At 69.1% G+C, this 23209-nt stretch carries 21 protein-coding genes; 11 read left to right on the top strand and 10 right to left on the bottom strand.

Going from position 1 to position 23209, the window contains the following annotated elements:
• The first annotated feature begins 104 nt into the window (after positions 1-104).
• The gene (locus ACYQ07_RS07920; protein WP_459879568.1) at positions 105-713 is read left to right on the top strand and encodes an undecaprenyl diphosphate synthase family protein; all 609 of its coding nucleotides are present in this window, start codon (positions 105-107) and stop codon (positions 711-713) included.
• Positions 714-1295: 582 nt separating this feature from the next.
• Here ACYQ07_RS07920 and ACYQ07_RS07915 read toward each other — a convergent pair.
• A complete protein-coding gene (locus tag ACYQ07_RS07915; RefSeq protein ID WP_459879565.1) occupies positions 1296-2288 on the bottom strand; it encodes a DUF5787 family protein in 993 nt (330 codons plus the stop codon).
• A gap of 114 nt (positions 2289-2402) precedes the next feature.
• On the opposite strand from ACYQ07_RS07915, the gene ACYQ07_RS07910 reads away from it, so the two are divergent.
• The 4 genes from ACYQ07_RS07910 (at position 2403) to ACYQ07_RS07895 (ending at position 6252) form a co-directional block, all read left to right on the top strand.
• Positions 2403-3170 (top strand): DUF6517 family protein, encoded by a 768-nt coding sequence (locus tag ACYQ07_RS07910; RefSeq protein WP_459879562.1) that lies wholly within the window; start codon positions 2403-2405, stop codon positions 3168-3170.
• A 66-nt stretch (positions 3171-3236) separates the two neighbouring features.
• Complete coding sequence (locus tag ACYQ07_RS07905; protein ID WP_459879560.1) at positions 3237-3710, top strand: hypothetical protein; 474 nt, start codon at positions 3237-3239, stop codon at positions 3708-3710.
• 229 nt (positions 3711-3939) lie between these two features.
• The gene (locus tag ACYQ07_RS07900) at positions 3940-4221 is read left to right on the top strand and encodes a DUF7538 family protein (protein WP_459879557.1); all 282 of its coding nucleotides are present in this window, start codon (positions 3940-3942) and stop codon (positions 4219-4221) included.
• A gap of 78 nt (positions 4222-4299) precedes the next feature.
• Complete coding sequence (locus ACYQ07_RS07895) at positions 4300-6252, top strand: ABC transporter ATP-binding protein (RefSeq protein ID WP_459879555.1); 1953 nt, start codon at positions 4300-4302, stop codon at positions 6250-6252.
• 68 nt (positions 6253-6320) lie between these two features.
• On the opposite strand, the gene ACYQ07_RS07890 is transcribed toward ACYQ07_RS07895, so the two are convergent.
• Complete coding sequence (locus tag ACYQ07_RS07890; protein ID WP_459879552.1) at positions 6321-6659, bottom strand: DUF5789 family protein; 339 nt, start codon at positions 6657-6659, stop codon at positions 6321-6323.
• 198 nt (positions 6660-6857) lie between these two features.
• On the opposite strand from ACYQ07_RS07890, the gene ACYQ07_RS07885 reads away from it, so the two are divergent.
• Positions 6858-7649: a creatininase family protein gene (locus ACYQ07_RS07885; protein ID WP_459879549.1), complete on the top strand. Its 792-nt coding sequence runs from the start codon at positions 6858-6860 to the stop codon at positions 7647-7649.
• Between the two features lie 33 nt (positions 7650-7682).
• Here the strand turns inward: ACYQ07_RS07885 and ACYQ07_RS07880 are convergent, their stop codons facing one another.
• Together ACYQ07_RS07880 and ACYQ07_RS07875 are read right to left on the bottom strand one after the other, a co-directional pair.
• Positions 7683-8102 carry a DUF5790 family protein gene (locus ACYQ07_RS07880; RefSeq protein ID WP_459879547.1) on the bottom strand — a complete coding sequence of 140 codons (420 nt, stop codon included), beginning with the start codon at positions 8100-8102 and terminating at the stop codon, positions 7683-7685.
• Between the two features lie 200 nt (positions 8103-8302).
• A complete protein-coding gene (locus ACYQ07_RS07875; RefSeq protein ID WP_459879544.1) occupies positions 8303-10498 on the bottom strand; it encodes a twin-arginine translocase subunit TatC in 2196 nt (731 codons plus the stop codon).
• A 109-nt stretch (positions 10499-10607) separates the two neighbouring features.
• Here ACYQ07_RS07875 and tatC point away from each other — a divergent pair, with 109 nt between their 5' ends.
• Positions 10608-11861, top strand: coding sequence for a twin-arginine translocase subunit TatC (gene tatC / locus ACYQ07_RS07870; protein WP_459879541.1), 1254 nt, complete (start codon positions 10608-10610; stop codon positions 11859-11861).
• 630 nt (positions 11862-12491) lie between these two features.
• Here the strand turns inward: tatC and ACYQ07_RS07865 are convergent.
• The 4 genes from ACYQ07_RS07865 to ACYQ07_RS07850 all read right to left on the bottom strand — a co-directional run bounded on the left by ACYQ07_RS07865 (position 12492) and on the right by ACYQ07_RS07850 (position 17417).
• The gene (locus ACYQ07_RS07865) at positions 12492-12818 is read right to left on the bottom strand and encodes a hypothetical protein (protein ID WP_459879538.1); all 327 of its coding nucleotides are present in this window, start codon (positions 12816-12818) and stop codon (positions 12492-12494) included.
• A 92-nt stretch (positions 12819-12910) separates the two neighbouring features.
• Positions 12911-13906 (bottom strand): tyrosine--tRNA ligase, encoded by a 996-nt coding sequence (locus tag ACYQ07_RS07860; RefSeq protein ID WP_459879535.1) that lies wholly within the window; start codon positions 13904-13906, stop codon positions 12911-12913.
• A 144-nt stretch (positions 13907-14050) separates the two neighbouring features.
• Positions 14051-15313, bottom strand: a complete 1263-nt coding sequence (locus ACYQ07_RS07855) for a glycosyltransferase family 2 protein (RefSeq protein ID WP_459879532.1) — start codon at positions 15311-15313, stop codon at positions 14051-14053.
• A 61-nt stretch (positions 15314-15374) separates the two neighbouring features.
• Positions 15375-17417, bottom strand: a complete 2043-nt coding sequence (locus ACYQ07_RS07850; RefSeq protein ID WP_459879529.1) for a DUF460 domain-containing protein — start codon at positions 17415-17417, stop codon at positions 15375-15377.
• A 688-nt stretch (positions 17418-18105) separates the two neighbouring features.
• On the opposite strand from ACYQ07_RS07850, the gene ACYQ07_RS07845 reads away from it, so the two are divergent.
• Positions 18106-18414, top strand: a complete 309-nt coding sequence (locus tag ACYQ07_RS07845; RefSeq protein WP_459879526.1) for a DUF6432 family protein — start codon at positions 18106-18108, stop codon at positions 18412-18414.
• A 16-nt stretch (positions 18415-18430) separates the two neighbouring features.
• Here the strand turns inward: ACYQ07_RS07845 and ACYQ07_RS07840 are convergent, their stop codons facing one another.
• The gene (locus ACYQ07_RS07840; protein WP_459879524.1) at positions 18431-19132 is read right to left on the bottom strand and encodes an ABC transporter ATP-binding protein; all 702 of its coding nucleotides are present in this window, start codon (positions 19130-19132) and stop codon (positions 18431-18433) included.
• Entirely contained in the window at positions 19129-19974 is an 846-nt protein-coding gene (locus tag ACYQ07_RS07835) for an ABC transporter ATP-binding protein (RefSeq protein ID WP_459879522.1), read from the bottom strand. Before ACYQ07_RS07835 ends, ACYQ07_RS07840 begins: the two co-directional genes overlap by 4 nt.
• A gap of 135 nt (positions 19975-20109) precedes the next feature.
• On the opposite strand from ACYQ07_RS07835, the gene ACYQ07_RS07830 reads away from it, so the two are divergent.
• Genes ACYQ07_RS07830 through ACYQ07_RS07820 form a run of 3 tightly spaced genes read left to right on the top strand, consistent with a single transcriptional unit; the run spans position 20110 to position 23201 of the window.
• Positions 20110-20967 carry a branched-chain amino acid ABC transporter permease gene (locus ACYQ07_RS07830; protein ID WP_459879520.1) on the top strand — a complete coding sequence of 286 codons (858 nt, stop codon included), beginning with the start codon at positions 20110-20112 and terminating at the stop codon, positions 20965-20967.
• A complete protein-coding gene (locus ACYQ07_RS07825; RefSeq protein WP_459879517.1) occupies positions 20964-22001 on the top strand; it encodes a branched-chain amino acid ABC transporter permease in 1038 nt (345 codons plus the stop codon). The genes ACYQ07_RS07830 and ACYQ07_RS07825 overlap by 4 nt, the downstream gene beginning before the upstream one ends.
• Positions 22002-22040: 39 nt before the next feature.
• Positions 22041-23201 (top strand): acyl-CoA dehydrogenase family protein, encoded by a 1161-nt coding sequence (locus ACYQ07_RS07820; RefSeq protein WP_459879514.1) that lies wholly within the window; start codon positions 22041-22043, stop codon positions 23199-23201.
• Positions 23202-23209: the final 8 nt, after the last annotated feature.

The raw sequence follows: 23209 nt of genomic DNA, 5'->3' as shown, positions 1-23209 counted from the left end.
CCGACACCGGCCGCGATGGCGTCGACGCCGGCGACGACGCGCGGCAAACCCGGCGACGCCCCGGCACCCGCGACTTTTTCCCTCCGGCACGCGGAGCCGGCGATGTGGGACTGTACGACGCGTATCTCGCCGTTCGCCATCGTCGCCACCCCGGCGACCCCCCCGCCCATGTCGCGCTCGCGATCACCGAACGCGACCTGCTGGAAGCGGGGGCGTTCGACACGCTCTCGGCGTTTCTGGAGTGGGCGTTCGAGTACGGCGCGGACCGGGCCACCGTCTCCGTGTCGGTGCTCGACGAGTCCGTGGTGCCGACGCTCGCCCGCCGATTTCGCGACCTCGACGCCCCCGCCCCCATTGCCGTCCGTGGCCCCGACGACACCGAGCGCGCCGACGCGCCCATCCGGGTCGGCATCGGCCTCGGCGGGAAAGCCGAGTTCGCGGAGGCGGTCCGCTCCATCGCCGCCGACGCCGCGACCGGCGAGCTCGACCCCGACGACGTCGACGAGGAGCGGATCGCCGAGCGGCTCGTCTTTCCGGCGGACCCCGACCTCGTGGTGAAGACGGGCGCCGAGCGCCTCTCCGACTTCGCCATCTGGCAGTCCGTCTACGCGGAGCTCTACTTCACCGACGTGAACTGGCGGGACTTCCGAAAGCGGGACTACCTCCGCGCCCTCATCGACTTCCAGGACCGGCAGCGACGGTTCGGCCGGTAGTCGACGACCGGTTCTCTGGCTCCATTGAAAGCCGCTTGTTCGGATGCGAAACCGCGCACCTCAGTCGGTTTCTGGAGAGTGCTTGCTGATCGAGGTCGGGAGTAGGTGTTGCAGATCGCCGCCGGCGATGCAGTATATAAACGAGCGAGAGCCGTGTGACGCCTTCCTTATAAGCGGTATGCGGTGCGGTGGCGTCGCCGGCGCCTCGCGCCGGCGGGCCGCGGCGGCGACGACGAGGCTGGGGAGGCGTGAGGTGCGGTGCTGGGCGGTGCGGGGTGGGACTCAAAGGGGCAGCCGGCTCCGGGAAGACGGGCGACGTAAGCACTCAAAAGGTCGAGCACCGCGAGGCCTTTTGAGCGCGCAGCGAGCCCCTCGACCGGAGCCGGCTAGGGCTTTGCAGGCGGTCCTCACCGGCGATCTCACTCCGTTCACCACTTATAAACCATCCACTACCACAACACATCCCACTTATAAACGCCACATCCGCTCACGTAATACACCTACTCCCGATATCACTCATCGAGGAGTCTGAACTGGTCAAAGTCGAGGCTGGCTTTCAAACTGGATCGCAACAGCCTCCGCTCATCCGAACCGGTCGAGCCCCGATTGTCGCCGTGGGGCGGGGCCTTCCGGCGACGCCACCCACGCCGAGCGCTCGTCGCGGAGCGTCGCGAGGGTGTCGCTGGGGCCGTCGTCTCCGACATCCCCGACCCGTCCGCCGGGCTCGTACGCCGCACACGTCGGCCCGCACTCCCGTCCGGGGTTGACGATCCGGTCGAAGTGGGCACACCGGGGTCGACCGTCCTCAGTGAGCGTCGCGTGTGCACACGCCGGCGGGTCGGGTCGCCACCCCTTCCCGTAGACGCGCTCGGCGATCCGCCGGCGCTTGCGGGCCTTGGCTGTGGGCGAGACCAGCGACACGTCCGTCCGGAGCGGGTGTTCCGCGCGGATCTCGACGCCAGGCGCGTCGGGGGCGAGCGGCGTCGGCTCGCGGACCACCTTGCGCTCGCCGGTGTCGGGATCGAAGCGCCAGACGCCGACCGCATCGGGGATCCGGTTGAGATGCGCGCGGGTGACGTAGGAGGCGGTCGCGAGGACGACCCGGTCGAAGAGGCCGAGCGCGGCGTCATACCGGAGCTGCGCCTTTAGGTCGCCGGGCGTCCCGAGGTCCGGCTTGTTTTCGACCGCCACGAGCTCGCCGACCCACTCGGTCGGGTAGCGCGTCGTCGTTCGCGCCGCGAGCTGCCCCTCGCGTCGCTCCAGTTCGAGGAAGCCGGCGTCCGCGGCGGCTTCGGCCACGTCCCGGGCGTGCGACGGCGAGCAGTCGAGCGACTGCCGAACCGGGGTCGCTCGTCCGGGCCCCAGCCGGCCGGCGACCGCCGCCTCGACGACGGGAGCCGGCAGACGCTCGGGGGTGATCGCCGTCCGCTCCGCGAACATCGGGCCGGGCTCTAACAGACAGACGTCGACGATCCGGCCGCCGGGGCGCTCGATGCCCGCGCCGAGCTGGCGCGAGACGACACGCGCGGGCGATTCGAGGGTGGCACACAGCGCCAGCTCGAATCGGAACTCCATGCCGGCGGAAGGGCGCCGATCGGGTAAAACGCGTCGCCCGCGGGCCCGATATCGGGGATCCAGCCTGATCGCCGCGGCGTCACGTTCAAACCCCTGAAACGGCGAGTGTCGGGCATGCACAGGCGGAACTTCGTCGGGACGGCTGCGGGCGCCGGGCTCCTCGGGCTGGCGGGCTGTGTGGCGAGCGCGTCGCCGAGCCCGCCGGACGTGCCGGACGACCTGCTGGCGGCCAATGACTGGGAGCTCGTCGACGAGGAGCAGGCGGCGGCGTTCAGCGAGTCGGTCGCCGGCCAGGAGATCACGGCGACGGCGACCACCGAGATCTACGAGAACGCGCCGCTGCGTGAGGACCTCGCGGAGAAGACGCTCGGCGAGGTGACGGAGGGGCCGGTCACCTTCTTCGCCAGCCGGGTGACGTTCGACCCCGACCTCACAAACCTGCCGGGCGGCGTCGGCCGCGAGCAGGTGATCGACGAGGTGGAGGCGAACGCCCGCGACCAGCTGACAGCCCAGATGGAGGCCAACGGCGTCGAGGGCGTCGAAACCGTCGACGAGGGGGAGCTCACGGTCGACTCCGGCGAGAGCGCGCGCCGGACGGACATGGAGGGCGTCCTCCCGTTCGAGCCGATCAGCGTCCCGGTGACGGACGACGAGGAGCTGGCGATCGACGAGGACGGCATCCCGGTCGCGGGCCGGCTCGCGGTGTGGCACGCCGAGGAGTCGGTGCTCGTCGCCGGCGGCGCGTTCCCCGCCGAGAACTTCGCGGCCGACCTCGACGAGGCGCTCTCCTCGGCCGTCTCCGTCTCCATCGAGGTCGACCTCGAACTCGATCCGGAGCAGTACGAGGACGACCTGTTGGAGCTCGTCCGGAGCGTCGCGTAGCACTTGGAACGCCGCCCGCCCACGGGCGGAAGGTCCATCCGCCTACGGCTCTTTTTCAGTGACACGATGGACCGCCGCCAACTGCTCGGACTCTGCAGCGCAGCGGCGGCCACGGTCGCCGCCGGCTGCGTCCGCGCGCCCACGACCGACCCGGATCGGCCAGCCAACGGCGACGCCCCCACCGGCGATCCGACGCCGGACCTGCGTCAGGTTCGGATCGACCTCGCACCGTGTGCGAACTCGGGATCGGCGTCCGTGACGTTCGACCGTGCCGCCGGGCAGGTCGTCGTTCGGGGTTGTGTCACCGGCGAGACCGCCTGCCACTACCCCGAAGTCGCGTCGGCCGGCTACGACGGCGAGGTGCTCCAACTGGTCGTGGCCCCCGAGTATCAGGCGGACGACGACGAGGCGTGTGCCCAGGTGCTCACCGACCGCGGCTACCGGGTGGAGGCGACCTTCGACGGCGACGCGCCGCGCGATGTCGAGATCGTTCACGACGACGTGCATGGTCGCGAGTTCGTCGCCACCGCCACTCGGTGACGCGCCGGCTCTCGACCTGCAGCCACGGGACACCGTGAGGAGGTTCGGGCTAGCGCCGCGCGATGCCGCATGGACGCTGCTACTCGGCGATCAGCCCGGGTGTTTCGCGCACGACTGCCGCCCTCGATGAGCGCTCGCCGAGCGCACCTCGGGCGATGCGCTCGCAGGCGCCGTGCGCCCGCCGTCCCGCTCGCCACGCCCTTATCAGTGCTCCCGTGCAACTTCGCCCATGCACGACGCCATCGCCGCGCTGGTCGAACGGGACGGCTGGCGAGCTGAGGGTGCGGCCGCACGGGTCCACTACGCCGGCGGCGGCGACCGGTTCGCCGTCGAGTTCTACGCCGAGTCGGAGCGAGTCGTCTACTGGACCGTGCCGAGCGAGGACGATGATGCCCCGGGAACCGCCGCGCCCGTTCCGCGCGCGAGCGTTCCGGGCCCGCTCCGCGAGCGCGTTCGCGGCGATCTGGCGGCCGCCGGCGTCGATCCGGCCGTCGAGCGCGACGCGATCTGAGGCGGCGTCGGCAAGGCGTGCCGCAGCCTTGCGGTTTGAAGCAAACCTATATCCCTCGCTGCTTGGAACCACGGCGCAATGAGCAGCATCGACTGGGACAAAGACGACCCGTTCGAGGAACAGCGGGACAACGTCGACAACCCGATGCGGCGCCTGTTCGCCGTCTACGGGAAGCCGAACTGGTTCTCGGTGACCGTCGGCATCGTCGGCAGCATCTTCGCTCGTCTCCTCGACCTCCTTCCCCCGCTCCTCCTCGGTATCGCCATCGACGCCCTGTTCCCGCCGCGCACGACGGCGTTCGCGCTCCCGCTCGTCCCCGACGCGTGGCTCCCGGCGGAGCCGGCAAACCAGTTCTTCCTCGTGGTCGCGATCATCGCCGGCTCGTTCGTGTTCGGCGCGATCTTCCACTGGCTGCGCAACTGGGGGTTCAACGCGTTCGCACAGGACATCCAACACGAGGTTCGGACGGACACCTACGACCAGATGCAGCGACTCAACATGGAGTTCTTCTCGGACAAACAGACCGGCGAGCTGATGTCGATCCTCTCGAACGACGTGAACCAGCTCGAACGGTTCCTCAACGACGGACTCAACTCCTTTTTCCGGCTCGCTGTGATGATCTTCGGGATCGCCGGGCTCCTGCTGTATCTCAATCCGCAGCTCGCGCTGGTGTCGCTGCTTCCGGTTCCGCTGATCGCCGGCTTCACCTACCTGTTCGTGAAGCTCATCCAGCCGAAGTACGCCAAGGTGCGCTCGTCGGTCGGGAAGGTGAACTCCCGGCTGGAGAACAACCTCGGCGGCATTCAGGTGATCAAGTCCGCCAACACCGAGGCGTACGAGTCCGAGCGCGTCGACGACGTCTCCCGGAAGTACTACGACGTGAACTGGGAGGCGATCGACATCCGGATCAAGTTCTTCCCCGGGCTCCAGCTGCTCTCCGGCTTCGGCTTCGTGCTCACCTTCTTCGTCGGCGGGTACTGGGTGTTCACCGGCACGGCGCCCGGCCCGCTCACCGGCACCCTCACCGCGGGGACGTTCGTCACGTTCATCCTCTACACCCAGCAGTTCGTGTGGCCCATGGCGCAGTTCGGGCAGATCATCAACATGTACCAGCGCGCCCGCGCGTCCTCCGCGCGGACGTTCGGGCTGATGGACGAGACGAACCTGCTCGCGGAGGACGACGGCGCCGAGGAGCTCGTCGTCGATGACGGCGAGGTCGTCTACGACGACGTCACCTTCGGCTACGACGAGGACGAGACGATCATCGAGGACGTCGACTTCACCGTCGACGGCGGCGACACCCTCGCGCTGGTGGGGCCGACCGGCGCCGGCAAGTCGACGGTCCTCAAGCTCCTGCTCCGGCTGTACGACCCCGACGAGGGGGAGATCCGGATCGACGGACAGAACATCCAGAACGTGACGCTTCCGTCACTGCGCCGCGCCGTCGGCTACGTCGGCCAGACGACGTTCCTCTTCTACGGCACGGTGCGTGAGAACATCACCTACGGCGCGTTCGACGCCACCGACGAGGAGGTCCGCGAGGCCGCCGAGGCCGCCGAGGCCCACGAGTTCATCGAGAACCTCCCGAACGGTTACGACACGATGGTCGGCGAGCGCGGCGTGAAGCTCTCGGGGGGACAGCGCCAGCGCGTCACCATCGCGCGGGCGATCCTGAAGGATCCGGACCTGCTCATCCTCGACGAGGCGACCTCCGACGTGGACACGGAGACGGAAATGCTGATCCAGCGCTCGCTCGACCGGCTCACCGAGGACCGGACGACGTTCGCCATCGCTCACCGTCTCTCGACGATCAAGGACGCGGACACGATCCTCGTGTTGGAGGACGGCAAGATCGTCGAGCGCGGCAGCCACGAGGCACTGCTGGAGAACGACGGGCTGTACGCCCACCTCTGGGGCGTGCAGGCGGGCGAGATCGACGAGCTTCCACAGGAGTTCATCGACCGCGCACAGGAGCGCACCGCCCAGCTGATCGACGACGCTGACGCCGACGGCGACGCCGACGACGACTGAGTCGTCCGGGCCGTCGCGGCGCGTCTCTCCTCCCTCTGCCGCGTTTCCGCAGGTCGTGTTTCCGCAGGCTACGTGCGCGTCCAGTCGCCGGTGTCGGACGATTCGCCGTCGTCCCCGGCCGCTTCCCCTCCGTCCACGTCACCGTCCGCCTTCGGCTCGGCGGGATCGTGGTCGACGCCTTCGAGGACGGCGTCCCGAACCTCCCACGGCTCACGGAACTTGGCGTGGTCGACGCGGTGCAACACGTCCTCCAGCCGCTCCGGGCCGGTCGGGTGTTCCAGCTCGAAGGCGCCGTACTGCTCGACGAGCTCGGCGGCCGTCACCGGATACTCCTGTTCGAGGAGCGCTCCCTTGAGCGCCCCGAACTCCACCCCCTTCACGCGCGTCCCCTCGCTCGCGTCGGTCATACGGGCCCATCCGTCGGGGGGAGGTTAAATGGTCGGGGCCGAGTGACACACCCTCGGCGTCGCGCGCCGTCACCCGCCGCCACTCGCCGTTGCCCGCCGTCATCCGCCCTCGCCCGTCATCACTCGCCGCCACTCGCCGTCGCTGCTGCTCGCCGTCGCGACCGCGGGTTATACGGCGGCGGCCCGCGGAGTCGGCGTATGCGACTCGCGGACGCCACCTGGACCGACGTGCGCGACGCCGACGTGGACCTCGCCGTCGTCCCTGTCGGCAGCACCGAACAGCACGGCCCCCACGCCCCGCTCGGCACGGACACGCTGAACGCGGTCGCGGTCGCGGAGGCGGCCGCGGCGGCGTACGCCGACGGATCGAGCGGGACCGCCGGATCGAGCGGCACTGACGACCCGAGCGACGCCGACCGCGGCGAGGTGCTCGTCACACCGCCCGTTCCCGTGGGTGTCGCCGAGGAACACCGCGCCTTCGAGGGCACGATGTGGGTGAGCCCGGACACCTTCCGCGCGTACGTCCATGAGGCGGCCGCGTCGCTGCCGGCACACGGCGTCGACCGCGTCGTCTTCGCCAACGGGCACGGCGGGAACATCGACGCGCTCGCGGAGGTCGCGCGGCGGTTCTCCCGTGACCTCGACCACGACGGCTACGCGGTGGCGTTCACCTGGTTCGACGCCGTCGGCGAGCACACGAGCGAGATGGGCCACGCCGGACCCCTGGAGACCGCGCTCCTCCGCGCGACGAACCCGGAGCTGGTGCGGGAAGACCGGATCGCCGCCGCCCGAGAGGGTGCGGCCGACCGCTGGGGCGAGTGGGTTGCCGGCGTCAACCTGGCACACGACTCCGACGAGTTCACGGCCAACGGCGTGGTCGGCGACCCGGCCGAGGGTGATGCCGCCCGCGGCGTGGAGCTGCTGGAGCTCGCGAGCGACGCGCTCGTGCGGCTCTCGCGGGCGGTCGTCGACAGGAACCTCGAGAAGTGACGCGGTAGCGGCTGTGTGTCCGGTCGTCGGGGGCTACTCCTCGTCCTCGCCGTCCTCGTCGTCTGCGGCCGCCTCCTGGAGTGCGCCGCGGAGTGCGGGGATCGTCCCCGTCAGCGAGGCGACCTCCTCTGCGGCGTCCTCGATGTCGGCGACGAGGGCCTCCAGCTCCTCGATGTCGGCTTCGAGGTCGTCGGCGTCCTCGAAGGCGTCGGCGCGTGTCCCCATCACGTACGCCTTCTTCGCGGAGCGAACGTGTTCGACGGCGTCACCGGCGTCGAGCCCCGACTTGAGGCCGTTGAGCACGCCGAGCACGTTGTCGGCGTCGGTCTCCCACACGTCGTCGGGCGCCGGCAGCTCCGCCCGCGCGGCCGCGAGATGCTCCTCGACGTCCGCGCGCATCTCCTCGGCCGCCTCCCCGAACAGGTCCTCGTCGTCGAAACTGGTCTGGCTCATACCCGATACGTCTCTCCCACACCCTTTAAACCCGCGCCCGAAAGCGAAAGTGAAAACGTCCGCGGCGAGGCGTCAGGGTCTCCTTTGTGTCCCTCGGCGGTTCAGTTCCGCCGCCCTCGGTTGTCGAAGTGGGTCGGGACGGGAGCAGCGTGCCGGCAACCGCCGACGGACCCGCGAGCGCCGGCGGGCTCGCCGACTCCTCACCGCATCATGATCTCCGACGGCGGCGAGAGGTTCCGTCGGCCGCCGAACGTGACGAGGAACAGCAGTCCGAGGCCGACGCCGTACGCCGCCATCAGCGGGATCGTGACGAGGAACATGGTGATCACGTCGGCGGGGGTGAACACCGCGGCGGCGAGCATGATCCCGACCGTGACCTCCCGCCAGCGGCTTCGGAACGCCTGGTAGGGGGCCCCGGAGTTGTTCAACAGCACCATCCCGATGGGGATGTTCGCGAGGAACCCGATCCCGACGGTGGTGAAGATCACCAGCCAGAGGTAGTCGCTCACCTGGTAGGTGATGATCATGTTGGCGTTGGTCGCGTCGGTGACCAGCCAGCCGATGATCCCCGGCGCGATGTAGCCGTAGCCCAGCGCGAAGCCGCCGACCATACCGGCGACGAGCGCGCCGGTCCAGAGGTACACCTGCCGGAGTCGGCCGGCGACGAAGCCGCGCTCGCGCAGCGCGGGCCACGCGTAGTAGAGCACGACGGGGAAGACGGCGAGGATCCCCATCAGCACGGAGAACTTCACCATGAAGACCAGCGCCTCGACCGGGTGGAGCGTGATCAGGTTGATCCCGCCGTCGACCGCCGCCGGCACGCGAGACTCGAGGTCGCGCTGGACGGTCCCGAGCCCGCCGAGGTACAGCCAGGTGAACACGCCGGCCATCACCGTGCCGAAGACGGCGAGGATCTTGAACGACCGCGAGCGGAGCGAATCGAAAATGAAGCGAATGTCCTTGTAGTAGCCGCCGATGTCGTCCTCGGCGTCCTCGTCCGTGAGCTCGTCGAGGAACGTCGAACTCGCTCGGGAGGTGCGGTCCTGCACCGCGTCGGTGACGCCGCCGGACGCCGCCTCGGCTTCGGCTCCGGCCTCCCCCTCGGCCTCCGCTTCCTCGCGCTCCGCCTCCACGTCGTCGAAGCGGTCGAGGATCGCCTGCGCCTTCTCCGGGTCGTCGTCCTCCATGGCGGCGCTGGCGAGCGACAGCGACTCCTCCTCGCTCATCCCGACGAACGGCTCGTCGGGCGCGGCGCGCACGCCGGCCGCGTCGAGTTCGCCCACGTCGAGCGCCTCGGGGTCGCCGTACTGGTAGCCGGCGCTCGTCGTGTCGAGGTCGGCGTAGACGGCCCACAGCGTCGCGACGAGCACGAACGCGAGCCCCCACGCGGCGGCGTACAGCGCGAGCGCGGTCGTCGGGTCGAGCGCGGCGGCCTCGCCGGGCGCGAAGAAGCGCCAGTCGCTGCCCACCCAGCGCAGCAGGTCGTTGACGGCTCCGCGGCCGCCGTACTCGTAGAAGACGTAGGTGACGCCGGCCCCGAACACGCCCGCGCCGAGCACGACGTTCCAGTGGGTGCGCATCGAGCCGAGCACGGAGATCCGGTCGGAGCTCCGCTTTGCGGTGACGACGAGCTTCGCGAGGTACAGCGAGAAGCCGTACAGCAGGATGAGCGGGAACGCCCACATCAGCTGCGTGAACGGGTCCGGCGGCGAGAACAGCGCGCCGAACACGAAGATGGCGACGACCGCGTACTTCCACTTGTCACGGAACGTCTCGTACTGGACGATCTCCGCGTACGACAGCCCCGTCACGAGCAGCGGCATCTGGCCCGCGAGACCGAAGGAGAGCGAGAGGAAGACGATGAACTCGGTCCACATCACGATGGAGTAGGTGGGCTGGAGCCCGGCTTCGAGGCCGAAGCTCGCCAGGAACGAGAACATCAGCGGGAAGAAGGCGAACACGCCGTACGCGAGCCCGACGCCGAACAGCACGACCGCGAGGAGACCGATGAGCGCCAGCTTCCAGCGGGGGATCGGCGACTGGGGCCACATCCCGCGGTCGCGAAGCTCGTGGCGCATGAAGTAGACCAGCGGCGGGATGGCGACGATCCCGCCCACGATGAGCCCGATCTTCGCCTGTAGGAGGATCACCTCAAACGGCGTCTGGGCGATGACGTCGGCCTCCGCCCGGACGGGGTCGGACATGTTGGCCTGCGTGATCTCCCACAGGAAGTCCCAGATGTACATCCGGAGTGCCCAGAACGTGCCTAAAAAGCCCAGCACGAACGCGATGAAGACCTTCTGGAGGTCCTTCTGGATCGACCGCAGGACGGCCTTCACCGACTCGCGTCCCTCCGCGAGCGATCGCTGGGTATCCTCGTCGAGGGCACTCGCCATGTGGTGGGGGAAGTCCGTCGTCGTTATCAACCTTTTCGACCGCGCCCGCCGCGAGAACCCGGTCGCATCCGAAAAGGCCTATAATCACCGGGCGGCTGGGATGAAGTGAATGGAGGACTCCGACCGGTCGCGCGAGGAGCCGTCGGACGGCGACGAGGAGCCGGCGCGGAGCCCGGACCTGCCGACGGACGACGCGGTCGACGACGGCGAGAACCCCGAGAACCCCGGAGACGGCGATCAGGGCGGAAACGACGCGGACGAGGAGCCGTCGGATTCGACGGCCACGATCGACCTCGACGGCGAGGACAGCGGCGCGGACGGCGCGCGCGGTCCCTCCGACGACGTGGACGGGTCCGAGAGTGGCGAGAGTGACGAGGACGGAGAGACCGAGGAGTCTGCGGACGCCGCAGATTCGGAGCCGTCGCCGGAGGCGGACGACGACGGTGGAGAGGACTCGGATGCCGGCGAAGAGGACGGCGAGGATGTGGACGCGGACGAGGAGGAAGCTGCAGACGACGAAGGCGCGGACGACGGCGAAGATGACGGCGCGGACGACGGCGAAGATGCGGACGAGGACGAAGATGACGGCGCGGACGACGGGGAAAACGAGGAGACCTTCGACGGTATAGAGGGTCCCGACACGGACGAGGAGATGCCGCTGGCCGAGCACATCGAGGAGATGATGCGCCGGCTGGCGATCGTCTTCCTGTTCGGTGGCCTGGCGACGCTGATCGCCGTCACCGAATCGACGGCGCTCATCGAGTACTTCTGGAACTACCACATTCCCGGCGCGGAGCCCGGCTCCGACGTGAATCGGCCGCGGCTGTACGGGCCGCTGGAGCTCCCCTTAACCCGGCTGAAGGTCGCCGGTATCGCCGGCGTGGTCGTCGGGCTCCCGGCGTTCGTCTACCAGACCTACCGGTTCATGAAGCCGGGGCTCTACTCCAACGAGCGGCGCTACTACCTCGCGGCCGTCCCGACCAGCCTTGTGCTCGGCTCCGTCGGGGTCGCGTTCGCGCACTTCCTCGTGCTCCCGGCGATCTTCTCGTACTTCACCACCTACACCGAGGACGCGGCGACGGTCGCGTTCGGGCTCGCGGAGACGTTCAACCTGATCGTGGTGATGTTGGCGTTCATGGCGATCGTCTTCCAGATCCCGCTGTTCATCATGCTCGCGATCATGATGAACCTCGTCACCCGCCGGTGGCTCGAGCAGAAGCGGCTGATCTTCTGGGGAGCGTTCCTCGGGATCGCGTTCATCTTCAGCCCCGACCCGACCGGGATGGCGCCCATCATCGTCACGCTGACGATGATCGTCCTCTATGAGGGGACGCTGGCGATACTGCGCTGGACCGGGAACTAGGCTGCCGGTCCGCTTTTCGGCTCTGTTGAAATCCTATTCTTCAGCTGTATTCCCGCCTGAAACGGCCGGTCGATGAGAACTGCTTGTTGAGCGATATCGGGAGTGGGTGTTGCAATTCGCCGCCGGCGACCTGGTATATAAACGGAGAGGAGCGCCAACGGCGGTTACTTATAAACGGATATGCGGTGCGGTGGCGCGCCCGGCGAGCGCCCCCTGGGCGCTCGTCGGCGCGCGAGGGAGTCGTCGCCGCAGGCGACGACGAGGCTGGGGAGGCGTGAGGTGCGGTTGCGGAGCGGTTGGGTGGGACTCAAAGGGGCAGCCGGCTCCGGGAAGATGGGCGACGTAAGCACTCAAAAGGCCGGGCCGTGCGGAGAGGCCTTTTGAGCGCGCAGCGAGCCCCTCGACCGGAGCCGGCTGGGGCTTTGGAGGTATTCGTCGCCGTGCTCACCTCAGCAACCGCTTATAAAAGATTCAAAACCCCACCCACGCCCCACTTATAAATGTCAAACCCGCTCACGTGCTACACCTACTCCCGATCTCACTCATCGAGGACCCAGTATAGACCGGAGTCGGGTCAGAACATCTCACCTACAAAGGACTTCAACAGAGCTCCTTTTCCCGAACCAGATTTCACGCCTCACCCCACCGTGAGACGCCGAGCGCGGCGACAACGGCGACCGCGGTCGAAAGTGCACCGACGATCACGTGGGAGAGCTGTCGCTCGTAGGGCGACCTGTAGATGAAGGGATCGGGGACGACAAGCGACCGGTACAGTCGGTCGACCTCCGTCGGGAAAGCGTACGGTACCCAGAACCCGACGAACGCAACGAGGCCGACGATCCCGGCGAGACGCGAGCGCCTCGGGCGGTCGATGTCGCGACGGCGGGCGTCGGCGTACACGAGGAGGGCAGCAGCCGGCGCGACGACGAGGCCGGCAAACGGGGCGAGGGAGGCCATGCACGGCTCACGTGTCGGGTTCACAAAAAAGCCGGTTGGTCCGCGGTCGACGGTTCGTGGTTGACGGTCCGTAGTTGGGGGCGGCGCGTCGCCTACTCCTGTTCGTCGACCAGCTGCTCGCGTCCGGGGGCGACGAGGCGGTCGAGGTACTCCGCGAGCGCGCCCTTCGCGTCCGCGGGGTGGAGATCGCCGGATTCGAGGTCGGCTTCGAGCGCGTCGTAGCGCTCGTAGTCGAGGTCGCCGCCGTACTCCTCGGGGCGCTCGACGACGACTTCGTCGAAGCGGGGGAACACGTGGTACTCGAAGATCTGGAGGACGGGGTTCTCACGCGAGTTCCCGTCGTCGTCGGGCTCGGGGTCCGCGGTGGGCGGACAGTACGCCTTGTTCACCTTCTCTTCGATCTCCTCGCGGGAGTCCTCCATCGAGATGGTGACGCCGCCGGACGACGACATCTTCCCCTGCCCGGAGGCGAGGTCGGCGATGAGCGGCGTATGGAGGCTCGTCGGGGGCTTGCGGTCGATGCTCGGGAGCACGTCGCGTGCGAGCATGTGGACCTTCCGCTGTTCCATCCCGCCGACGGCGAGGTCGACGCCGAGGTACGGGATGTCGAGCGCCTGCATCAGCGGGTAGACGGCCTGGGAGACCTTCACGGAGTCGCCGGACTTGATCTCGGCCATGGCGCGCTCGGCGCGCGCGAGCGTCGTCTCCAGCTCCAGCGCGTGGAGGTCCAGCGTGTAGTCGTCGTCGAGCTGGAAATCGGAGCCGAGCACGAACTGCGTGTTCGACTCGTCGAGCCCGTAGGCGATGAACTGGTCGCGCATGCGCTCGGCGGTGCGGCGGATCTCCTCGAACGACCCCTTGTCGTTGAGGTACGCGTGTACGTCCGCCAGCAGAACGGTGACCTCGAAGCCGGCCTTCTGGAGGTCGATGAGCTTGTTCGCGGTGAGCATGTGCCCGATGTGGAGCACGCCCGAGGGCTCGTAGCCGACGTACGCCCGCTTGCCGTCGGGGTCGTCGGCCAGTGCCTCGATCTCCTCCTCGGTGACCACCTCGGCCGCGTTCCGGGTGATCAGCTCGTGGGCATCCATACCTTCCGTTGTGCGACTCCCGGACATATGACTTCTGGAAGTCCGTGGTGGCGTCTCATACTGGGTGCCGGCTCATGCCGGGAGCGAGACGTCGGCGTTCACGACGCCGACGGTCGCGCCCCACCGCCCGCGTCCGGCCGGGGGTCAGTCTCGACTGGCGTTGGCCGACGCGTCGGGGTCGCCGGCGCTCTCCTCGCGGCCCTCGCCGTCGGTGTCCGCCGCCTGATCGGCGTTCTCGTGTGGTCGTGGCGCGTGGTCGTGGTGGTGCTCCTCAAGGTGAAGCTCCTCGACGACCTCGTCGTGAATCTCGGTCGGCGGGACCTTCTGGGTGACGCGGAAGGTCGTCGTCGGGCTGATCACCGCCCACAGTGCGCCGACGGCGTGGAGCAGGGCGACCACCGGAAGCGTCACGAACAGTGCAACGAGCACGCGGAACCGCTCGGCGTAGTACCAGTAGCCGATGAACCCCCAACTGAACAGGCCGACCAGCTGAAACAGGATCACGTACTGGTAGCCGGCCGGCCACAGCGTCATCGACAGCGGGGAGACGTACGGGAGCAGCAGCACCGGCGAGAGCGCGACGAGCGCCCACGCCGCGTTGCGGAACAGCGACAGCAGCCGGTAGCGGATGGGAAGCAGGTTGGAGTCTCGTGCGGCGCCGGAGATCCAGCGCCGGCGCTGGTGGATCATCTCCATGATCGTCGGGGGGGCCTGGTTCAGCAGCTTCACCGGGAGCACCGCCATCTTTCGGTCGTCGCTCGCGAACGCCCGCCAGATGAAGTTCGTGTCCTCGGTGACCGTGTCCACGTCCCAGCCGATCTCGTCCTCCAGCGACGCCCGGACGGCGAACCCCCCGCCCCACGCGTACAGCGGAAATCGGAATCGGGGAAACGTCCGCTGTTCGATCTGAAACCCCATTCGGAAGATCTCCGCGAAGTAGCAGAGCCACGAGTCGGTCCGGACGGGTCGCTCCATCAACTGGACGATGTCCGCGTCCGGAAACGGCGGCAGCTCGGGTACGAGCGTGTCCTCGTCGAGATAGAGCACGAACTCGCTTTCGGGAGTCGGAACGTTCCGTCTCGCCCACTCGGCTGCGCGTCCCTTTCGTTTTGCCGTACACGAGAACGACTCCGGAACGACGTGGACCGTTGCGTCGTCCACTTCGATGGGCCGCTCGGCGATCACGTGGACGTCGGTGAGCCTCTCGGGGAGGGAGTCGACGGTCCCTTGGACGATCGGCTCCGCATCGATCGTCATCACTCGAACCTGAATTTCGTCGAGGCCGTACTCCTGTGGGTGGTCGCGGGCGCGCCCGACGATCAGCACCTCGACCAACCAGAACACGGTCGCAACCAGAAAGATCGCGACCATCGTCCAGGCGACGACGGAGTAGGCGAAGTCGATCAACGAGACAATGGTTGGTGCAGGGTCACTTATAAGGTGTCTTTGAGGCGACCTAGCCGGCCCCCTACTCCTCGCTTTCGGGGAGCTTCGTGCCCGCGCGGTGCTCGGAGATGATCCGGTCGAGCTGTTCGGCCTGCTCGGCCTTCCGCCGGTCCGCGGCGCGCTCCTCCCACGCCTCGATGGCGGCCTCGAGGTCGCCCTCACCGGCGACCGCGAGCTCGTCGACCTCGCGGACGGGCACGTCGTCGGCCGGCACGACCGGGATGTCGTGGTCGAACAGCACCTGGTCGGCCACCTGCGAGAGGTTGCCGTCCCGGATCACGACGCGGGGGTCGGTTCCGGCGAGGCGCTCGGCGGTGCGTCGGCCGGCGCCGGAGGCGTCCCGGAGGTACACCACGTCGCCGGCGACGAGCCCGTACTCCTCGTCGGCGCGGTCGACCGCGTCGAGCGTGAACTGCTCGACCACCTTCACGGAGACGAGCTCGCGCTCGGCGGCCACGTCCGCGAAGTTGGAGTGGTCGAGCTTCCACAGCTCCTTGAGCGTCTCCACCTTGCGCTCCAGTTCGGCGACGCGCTCCTCGGCGTCGTCGCGCTCGCGTTCGATCCGGTCGCGCTCACGCTCGATACGGGAGACGATCCGGCGGGTGCGCGCCTCGATCCGCTCCTCGCGTTTGGCCTCCTCCAGCTCGTCCTCCAGCTCCGCGATCCGCTCGTCGCGCTCGTCGAGGTCGTTCTCCAGACTCTCGGTGTGGCCCTCCAGCCGCTCGACGCGCTCGCGGAGTCGGCGGATCTCGGCTTCTTCCTCCGTGAGTTCGGGTTCCGTGGGGTTCTCCTCGGAGTCCTCGTCAGCGTCGTCCCCGCCGTCGTCGTCGCGGAGGGCCGCGACGGCGGTCTCCACGGACTGGTCGCCGGCAACGACGCGCGCGATCACTGCCTCGCGGTCCAGCCGGGGCGGCGTCTTGGCGGCGATCCGCTCGAACTGCTCTTCGTGGTCGTCGTAGGCGAACAGCGCGGCGGCGAGCGCGTCGCGCTCGTGGTCGTTCTCGTAGGGGTGTTCCCGGGTGCGGTGGAGCTTCTCGTCCACTGGGAGGTCGGTGGTCGGCCGCCAGGCGGCGGCGTCGAACGACCGCCGGAACTTCTCGACCGTTTCGGGCATCGGCTCCACGTCGGCGGCGACGATGATCGGTCTCCCCTGCTCGATGATCCACTCGGTCACGTCGGCGGTGTCCGCCGTCCGCGAGGAGAAGCGGGCATGGACGGTGCCGTCGAGGCCGACAATCGCGACCGCCGTCGTCGTCCCGGGGTCGATGCCGACGATGACGCGGTCGCGCCGTTTTACGAGGGGCTCGTACTCCACGCCGTCGCGCCGCTCGCGTTCGACCTCGACGCGCACGTCGCCCGCGCGGGAGTTTGAGACGGGGATGTCTTCGGGGCGCGCCTCGACCGTGAATACGGCCGAGGAGTAGCCGCCGTACTTCTCGGTCACCTCCTTCTCGTAGTCGAGGTTCTCCGAGCGAAGCTTCGACTCCACCTGTCGGCTCCGCTTTTTCACGTTGCCGTGGATCCGGCGGGTGTAGCGGTCCTGGCTCCAGCCGCCCTTGCCGGTCGAGCGGCCACGAGAGACCTTCACCGTGGTCTCGTCGGTGAAGGCGGTCACCTCGTGGCCGACGTTGGCGGCGGCGAGCCGGGCGGCGGCCTCCGCCTCCTGCATCGGCTTCTTGCCGTACGGGATGCCGTGTCGGGAGGCGACCCGCGAGAGGGGTTCGGGGCGCTCGGCGCCGGTCACCTGCACGAGTCGCGTGCCGTCGGGGAGGCTCCGGAGGAGGCCGACGAGCGCGTTCTTGTCGGGGGCCAGCTCGTAGGCGTTGTCGGTGGCGATGAAGCGTGGCTCGCGCTCGTCGATCAGCCGGCGGAGCTTGCGGAGGGAAACGGCGTCGCGCGTGACCCGCGCGAGGGGACCGTCGGCGTCGGGCGCATCCGGGTCGTCGTCGTCGACGGGGTCGAGCACGACGAGCGCGTAGGTGGGGTCGGCCCCACGAACGTCGCCGCTCTGCACGTCGACGCCGAACACCGGCCGGTCACGGGCGCGGATCGTCCGGTCAGTCACACAGGCAGAAAGGTGATAGACGCGTATATACCCCACGCCGGAGGGGGTGACGCGAGGGCGATACGTGGGTGAGAGAGGTGGGAGAAGGTGCTCCAAGTGGGACTGCCCACATCGCTGTGGCGCGCCCGGCGAGCGCCCTTAATAGGGCGCTCGCCGGCACGCGAGGGAGGCAGCGGGCGCCGGCGGAGCGGTTCCCCGCCGGCGGCCGTCTGCCGAGGCTGGGGAGGCGTGAGGTGCGGGTGCGGTGCTGTGCGGGGCGGGACTCAAAGGGGCGCCTCGCTCCGGGAAGACGGCCGACCGTAGCACCGCAACGAGTGAAGCGAGTGAGGAGCGCACGGAGGCCCTCGACCGGAGCGAGGCGGGGATTTGGGGGAGTTTGCCGTCGTGCACACGCTATCAGCCGCTTATAAGGTGCGGGGCGGGGCTTTGGAGGAGTTCGCCGTCGTCTTCACCGGCCCACTCTCCTCGTCAGTCGCTTATAAACGTCGTCGTGGGGGCTCGCCGGCCGCCCCGTCGCCGTCCCACACTTATAAGCGAACGACTGTCCACCCGGACTCTTCCCCGGCGCGGCAGGCCGTGCCGGGGCGTGCCACCAGCACCCACTACCCCTCGACTTCGGGTGGAGGTCGCCCCGTCCACAGCCGCGCTCGCCGGTAGACGTAAACCCCATCCGGGCGTTGTGCCGGTCATGGCAGCGAAGCCCGAGTTCCGCGACCGCCCGGACGTGGAGGTCGCACTACTCGACGCGCTCGTCGACCGCGGCGAGGAGGGGATGACGGTGCTGGAGCTCCGGGCGGCCGTCGACGCCGACATCGACGCCGTCGAGGCGGCGCTCGGCAACTTAAAGGAGGACTCGCTGATCACGGTCGAAAACGGTGATGGTACCTCGCGGCTCCGCGTGTACCCGCACGACCGGGTCGTTCCCGACCCCGAGGAGCACCCCGGCGACGACGGCCCCGGCCTGTTCGAGGAGCTGCGGCGACGACTCGGTCTCTGACCCGGCCCGTAACGCCTCACCCGAGGTAGGCGCGCTTCACGCGGTCGCTCGCGAGCAGTTCCTCGCCGGTGCCCTCGGCGGCGATCCGGCCGTTCTCCAGCACGTAGCCGCGGTCGGCGAGCGCGAGCGCCTCGTCGACGTGCTGTTCGACGAGGAGGACGGTCATCTCGTCGCTCAGGTCCGCGACCGCGTCGAAGGTGCGGCGGGCGAGTTGTGGCGCGAGCCCGACGGAGAGCTCGTCGACCGCGAGCACCTCGGGGTCCGCCATCAGCGCCCGTCCGATGGCGAGCATCTGCTGTTCGCCGCCCGACAGGGTGCCGGCGTCCTGGTCGACGCGCTCGGCGAGCACCGGAAAGAGGTCGTACACCGTCTCCAGCGTGTCGAGCGCGTCGTCATCTCGGGTGTACGCGCCCATCCGCAGGTTCTCGCGGACGGTCATGCCGTCGAACAGGTGGCGAGCCTCGGGCACCTGCACGAAGCCGCGTTTCACCACCTCGTCCGGCGTGAGCGTCGCCACGTCGGCGCCGAGCACCTCTATCCGACCGTCGGCAACCGGCACCAGCCCCGAGATCGCCTTGAGCAGCGTCGACTTGCCGGCGCCGTTCGGCCCCACCAGCGCGACCACGTCGTCCTCGTCGCGGACCTCCATCGACACGTCCCACAGCACCTGCAGGTCGTCGTAGGCGACGTCGACGCCCTCGACGGCGACCTGCGTCACCGCTCCGTCGCCTCCGTTTGCGTGGGCGAGGCCGCCGTCCCGCCGTCGGTCGCGGCCGGATCCGGGGTTCCGTCGGCGACTTCACCGACTCCGTCCGTCTCCGCGTCGGAGTCCGTCTCCACGTCCGCCCCGCCCCCGAGGTACGCCTCGGCGACACGGTCGTTCTCGCGGATCTCCGCGGGCGTTCCCGAGGCGATCAGCGCGCCGTCGTTCAACACGAGCACGCGGTCGGCGCCGCGGAACAGCGCGTCGGTGACGTGTTCGATCCAGACGACGGCGATCTCCCGCTCGTCGCGGATCCGGCGGATCGTGTCGGTGAGGTCGTCGATCTCGACGGGGGTGAGGCCGCTGCCGATCTCGTCGAGCAGGAGGGCTTCCGGGTCGGTGGCGAGCGCGCGGGCCAGCTCAACTCGCTTGCGTGCGGCGATGGGGAGGTCGCTGGCGTGGCGGTCGGCGTCGTCTCCGAGTCCGACGAGGTCGAGCGCGTCCGCGGCGGCGGCCTCGGCGTCCGCGCGGTCGCGGCGCTGGCCGCCGAACAGCGCACCGGCGACGACGTTCTCGCGGACGGTCGACTCGTCGAACGTCCGCACCGACTGGAACGTTCGGGCGACGCCGGCGCGGCAGGCCGCACTAGGGCGGGCGCCGACCAGCTCCTCGCCGCGGAGCCGGACCGACCCCTCGTCGGGCGTATCGACGCCAGTGACCGCATCGAACAGCGTGGTCTTGCCGGCGCCGTTCGGACCGATAACGCCGACGATCTCCCCGGCGTCGACGGTGAACCCGACGTCGTCGACGGCGGTCAGGCCGCCGTACGTTCGCGTGATCCCGTCGACTTCGAGCATACCCCCAGTTCCCGCTCGGTGAGTAAATTCCTTTCGTTGAAGCACATCTCCGAACATGGATGTACAAACGTGGGCACTGATGGTGGCGTACCGAAGGAGACATATCCGTCGGCGGAAAGAGTCGACTGCAAACCGATGGTGGCGACAACCGGCGTCGAACTCGCGATCGACGGGGTGGCCCGCGGCCTCTCGTTCGCCCTGCTCGGCGCCGCCATCACGCTCGTGTTCGGGCTCGGGAACGTGCTCAACCTCGCGCTCGGCACGTTCGCGGTCGTCGCGGTCGTCGTCGCGGTCGGCGTCGCGGGCGCCGTGGGCAGCGTTGCGGTGGGCGCACTCGCCGGCCTCCTCGTCGCCGTCGCCTTCGGGCTCGTCGTCGATCGGACCCTCCTCTCCAGCGTCTACCGGTCGGAGGGCGAAGAGCGGGTCGTGCTCGGCATCTTCGTCACGCTCGGGCTCGCCATCGCCGTCGACGGCGTGTTGTACATCTACGCCCCGCTCACCTACTCGCTGTCACACGGCGTCCCCGGTGTGAGCCTCGCCGGCGTCGGGATCCGCGGGTCGACGCTGCTGACGTTCGCCGTCGCCGTTCCGCTGCTCGCCGGGCTGTTCGGCTTCCTCAACCGAACCCGGCTCGGCACCGCCACCCGGACCGTGGTCCACGACGAGACGGGGGCGCTGTTATGTGGGGTCAACCCCCGGCGCATCCGAACGCTCGTCTTCGTGGTGAGCGTGCTGCTGGCGGGGGTTGCGGGGCTCCTGCGGGCGGCCAGCTCCGACGTGACCGTCGACGCCGGCTTCGAGCTCACCGTCTTCGCGATCATCGTCGCCATCGTCGGCGGCGTGCGCGACCTGCGAGGGACCGTCCTCGCCGGCCTCGGGCTCGGGATCGTGATCACGTTCGCCAACTACGTCGTCGGCGCATACCTCGCCAACGTCCTGCTGTTCGGGGTCGCCGTCGCCGTCCTGATTCTCCGACCGGAGGAGATCTCATGATTCCCGCAAGCGACGCCAAGCGGATCGCCGCCGTGGCAGCAGTGCTGTTGCCGCTTCCCCTGCTCGTGACCGCCGGCGGCGCCACCTACCAGCTCCGGATCTTCACCCTGTTCGTGGTGTTCGCAGCGTTCACCGTCGCGCTCAACGTGGCGTTCGCCCACACCGACCAGCTATTCCTGTTCCTCGGCGCGCTCGCGGGCGTGGGGACGTACACGACCGCGCTGCTCGCCCAGTCGGTCGGGATCTCCGCGTGGGCCACGCTTCCCGTCGGCGCGCTCGTCGCCGGCACGATCGGCGCCATCGTCAGCTACGTCGCGGCGCGCCGGGGGATGACCGTCATCGTCCTGGCGATCCTCACGCTGTCGCTCCAGCTGGCGGCGATGGAGTTCTTCGTCGGCGCCCGTGAGATCACCGGTGGCTCCACCGGCTTCCCGTTCGACGGGCTCTCGGTGGCGCCGGTCGCCGAGATGGTCGGTCTCGGCGAGCGGGTGGCGTTTGCGTACGTGCTCGTCGGCGTGCTACTCGCCGCGCTCGTGGGATACAGCTGGCTCCGTGCCTCCCGGTGGGGAGCCGCGTTCGAGGCAGTGCGACAGGACCCGGTCGCCGCGGAGGCCGCCGGCATCGACGCGGTCCGCACCAAGGTGCTCGCCGGATTCCTCGCGGCCGCGCTGGTCGGGACGGTCGGGCCGCTGTACGCGCAGGCGGAGGGGTACGTGCTCCCCTCGACGTTCGCCTTCCAGGCGGTCGACGTGCTCGTGCTCGTCATGTTGGTGTTGGGCGGGTCGCGGACGCTGCTCGGCCCGGTCGTTGGCGCCGGCGCCGTCGTCTTCATCGACGAGCTGCTCGGCGAGGTGGGCCAGTGGCGAACTGCCGCGCTCGGCGCGCTCCTCGTCGTGCTGTTCCTCTCGTTCCGCCAAGGGATCGTGCCGAAAGCCCGGGCGGTCTACGACGCGCGGTTCGGGGAGGATGCGGGCGTCGGCGACGCCACGGAGTCCAGCGAGGCTGGGGACGACTCACCCGGCGCCGGCGACTGACCCGAACCCCTTTTGCGAGAACGCCCCCCACGCTCGGGTATGCTCGACTACGTGGGTCTCGAAGGGGACCTCACCGAGGAGGAGACGCTGATCCGCGACACCGCCCGGCGGTTCGTCGACGAGCAGTTCCGGCCGGACATCGCGGAGCACTTCGAGAACGGGACGTTCCCGACGGAGCTGATCCCCGAGATGGGCGAGCTCGGCTTCTACGCGCCCAACCTCGAAGGCTACGGCCTCCCGGGCGTCTCCGAGACGGCCTACGGCATTCTGATGCAGGAGTTGGAGGCCGGCGACTCCGGACTCCGCTCGATGGCGAGCGTGCAGGGCGCGCTCGTGATGTACCCGATCCACGCGTTCGGCAGCGACGAACAGAAGGAGAAGTGGCTGCCCGACCTCGGAATGGGTGAGGCCGTCGGCTGTTTCGGCCTGACGGAGCCCGAACACGGCTCGAACCCCTCCGCGATGGAGACCCACGCCGAGAGGGAGGGCGACGAGTACGTCCTCAACGGCTCGAAGACGTGGATCACCAACTCCCCCATCGCTGACGTGGCCGTCGTCTGGGCGAAGGACCGTTCGGACGACGACACCGTCCGCGGGTTCCTCGTGGAGACCGACCGCGACGGCGTGACGACGAACAAGATCGACGACAAGATCTCGCTGCGCGCGTCGATCACCGGCGAGATCGGCCTCCAGAACGTCCGTATTCCCGAGGAGAACGTCCTCCCCGGCGTCCGCGGCATGAAGGGGCCGCTGTCGTGTCTCTCGCAGGCGCGCTACGGCATCGCCTGGGGCGCGGTCGGCGCCGCGCGCGACGCCTTCGAGCAGGCCCGGCAGTACGCGCTCGACCGCGACCAGTTCGGCGGGCCGATCGCCCGGTTCCAGCTCCAACAGCAGAAGCTCGCGGAGATGGCGACGCAGATCACGACGAGCCAGCTGCTCGCCTACCGGATGGCCGAGCTGAAGGAGCGCGGCGACCTCACGCCCGGGCACATCTCGATGGGGAAGCGCAACAACGTGCGGATGGCCCGCGACCAGAGCCGGGTCGCCCGCGAGATCCTCGGCGGTAACGGGATCACCACGGACTACTCGCCGATGCGCCACATGGCGAACATGGAGACGGTGTACACCTACGAGGGCACTCACGACATCCACACGCTGATTCTGGGCCAGGACCTCACCGGCATCGCCGCGTTCGAGTAGGGCAGCGT

The organism is Halorubrum gandharaense (genome assembly GCF_054654575.1).
Note: the sequence above shows the minus strand (reverse complement) of the source record. Positions and strands in the feature narration are given on the sequence as shown.

Bases quoted from the DNA above. Each gene is read 5' to 3' on its own strand.
- ACYQ07_RS07830 (WP_459879520.1), top strand. From the start codon at position 20,110: ATGGTGGCGACAACCGGCGTCGAACTCGCGATCGACGGGGTGGCCCGC.
- ACYQ07_RS07885 (WP_459879549.1), top strand. From the start codon at position 6,858: ATGCGACTCGCGGACGCCACCTGGACCGACGTGCGCGACGCCGACGTG.
- ACYQ07_RS07915 (WP_459879565.1), bottom strand. From the start codon at position 2,288: ATGGAGTTCCGATTCGAGCTGGCGCTGTGTGCCACCCTCGAATCGCCC.
- ACYQ07_RS07910 (WP_459879562.1), top strand. From the start codon at position 2,403: ATGCACAGGCGGAACTTCGTCGGGACGGCTGCGGGCGCCGGGCTCCTC.
- ACYQ07_RS07865 (WP_459879538.1), bottom strand. From the start codon at position 12,818: ATGGCCTCCCTCGCCCCGTTTGCCGGCCTCGTCGTCGCGCCGGCTGCT.
- ACYQ07_RS07820 (WP_459879514.1), top strand. From the start codon at position 22,041: ATGCTCGACTACGTGGGTCTCGAAGGGGACCTCACCGAGGAGGAGACG.
- ACYQ07_RS07890 (WP_459879552.1), bottom strand. From the start codon at position 6,659: ATGACCGACGCGAGCGAGGGGACGCGCGTGAAGGGGGTGGAGTTCGGG.
- ACYQ07_RS07900 (WP_459879557.1), top strand. From the start codon at position 3,940: ATGCACGACGCCATCGCCGCGCTGGTCGAACGGGACGGCTGGCGAGCT.
- ACYQ07_RS07895 (WP_459879555.1), top strand. From the start codon at position 4,300: ATGAGCAGCATCGACTGGGACAAAGACGACCCGTTCGAGGAACAGCGG.
- ACYQ07_RS07860 (WP_459879535.1), bottom strand. From the start codon at position 13,906: ATGGATGCCCACGAGCTGATCACCCGGAACGCGGCCGAGGTGGTCACC.
- ACYQ07_RS07880 (WP_459879547.1), bottom strand. From the start codon at position 8,102: ATGAGCCAGACCAGTTTCGACGACGAGGACCTGTTCGGGGAGGCGGCC.
- ACYQ07_RS07835 (WP_459879522.1), bottom strand. From the start codon at position 19,974: ATGCTCGAAGTCGACGGGATCACGCGAACGTACGGCGGCCTGACCGCC.
- tatC (WP_459879541.1), top strand. From the start codon at position 10,608: ATGGAGGACTCCGACCGGTCGCGCGAGGAGCCGTCGGACGGCGACGAG.
- ACYQ07_RS07845 (WP_459879526.1), top strand. From the start codon at position 18,106: ATGGCAGCGAAGCCCGAGTTCCGCGACCGCCCGGACGTGGAGGTCGCA.
- ACYQ07_RS07875 (WP_459879544.1), bottom strand. From the start codon at position 10,498: ATGGCGAGTGCCCTCGACGAGGATACCCAGCGATCGCTCGCGGAGGGA.
- ACYQ07_RS07825 (WP_459879517.1), top strand. From the start codon at position 20,964: ATGATTCCCGCAAGCGACGCCAAGCGGATCGCCGCCGTGGCAGCAGTG.
- ACYQ07_RS07905 (WP_459879560.1), top strand. From the start codon at position 3,237: ATGGACCGCCGCCAACTGCTCGGACTCTGCAGCGCAGCGGCGGCCACG.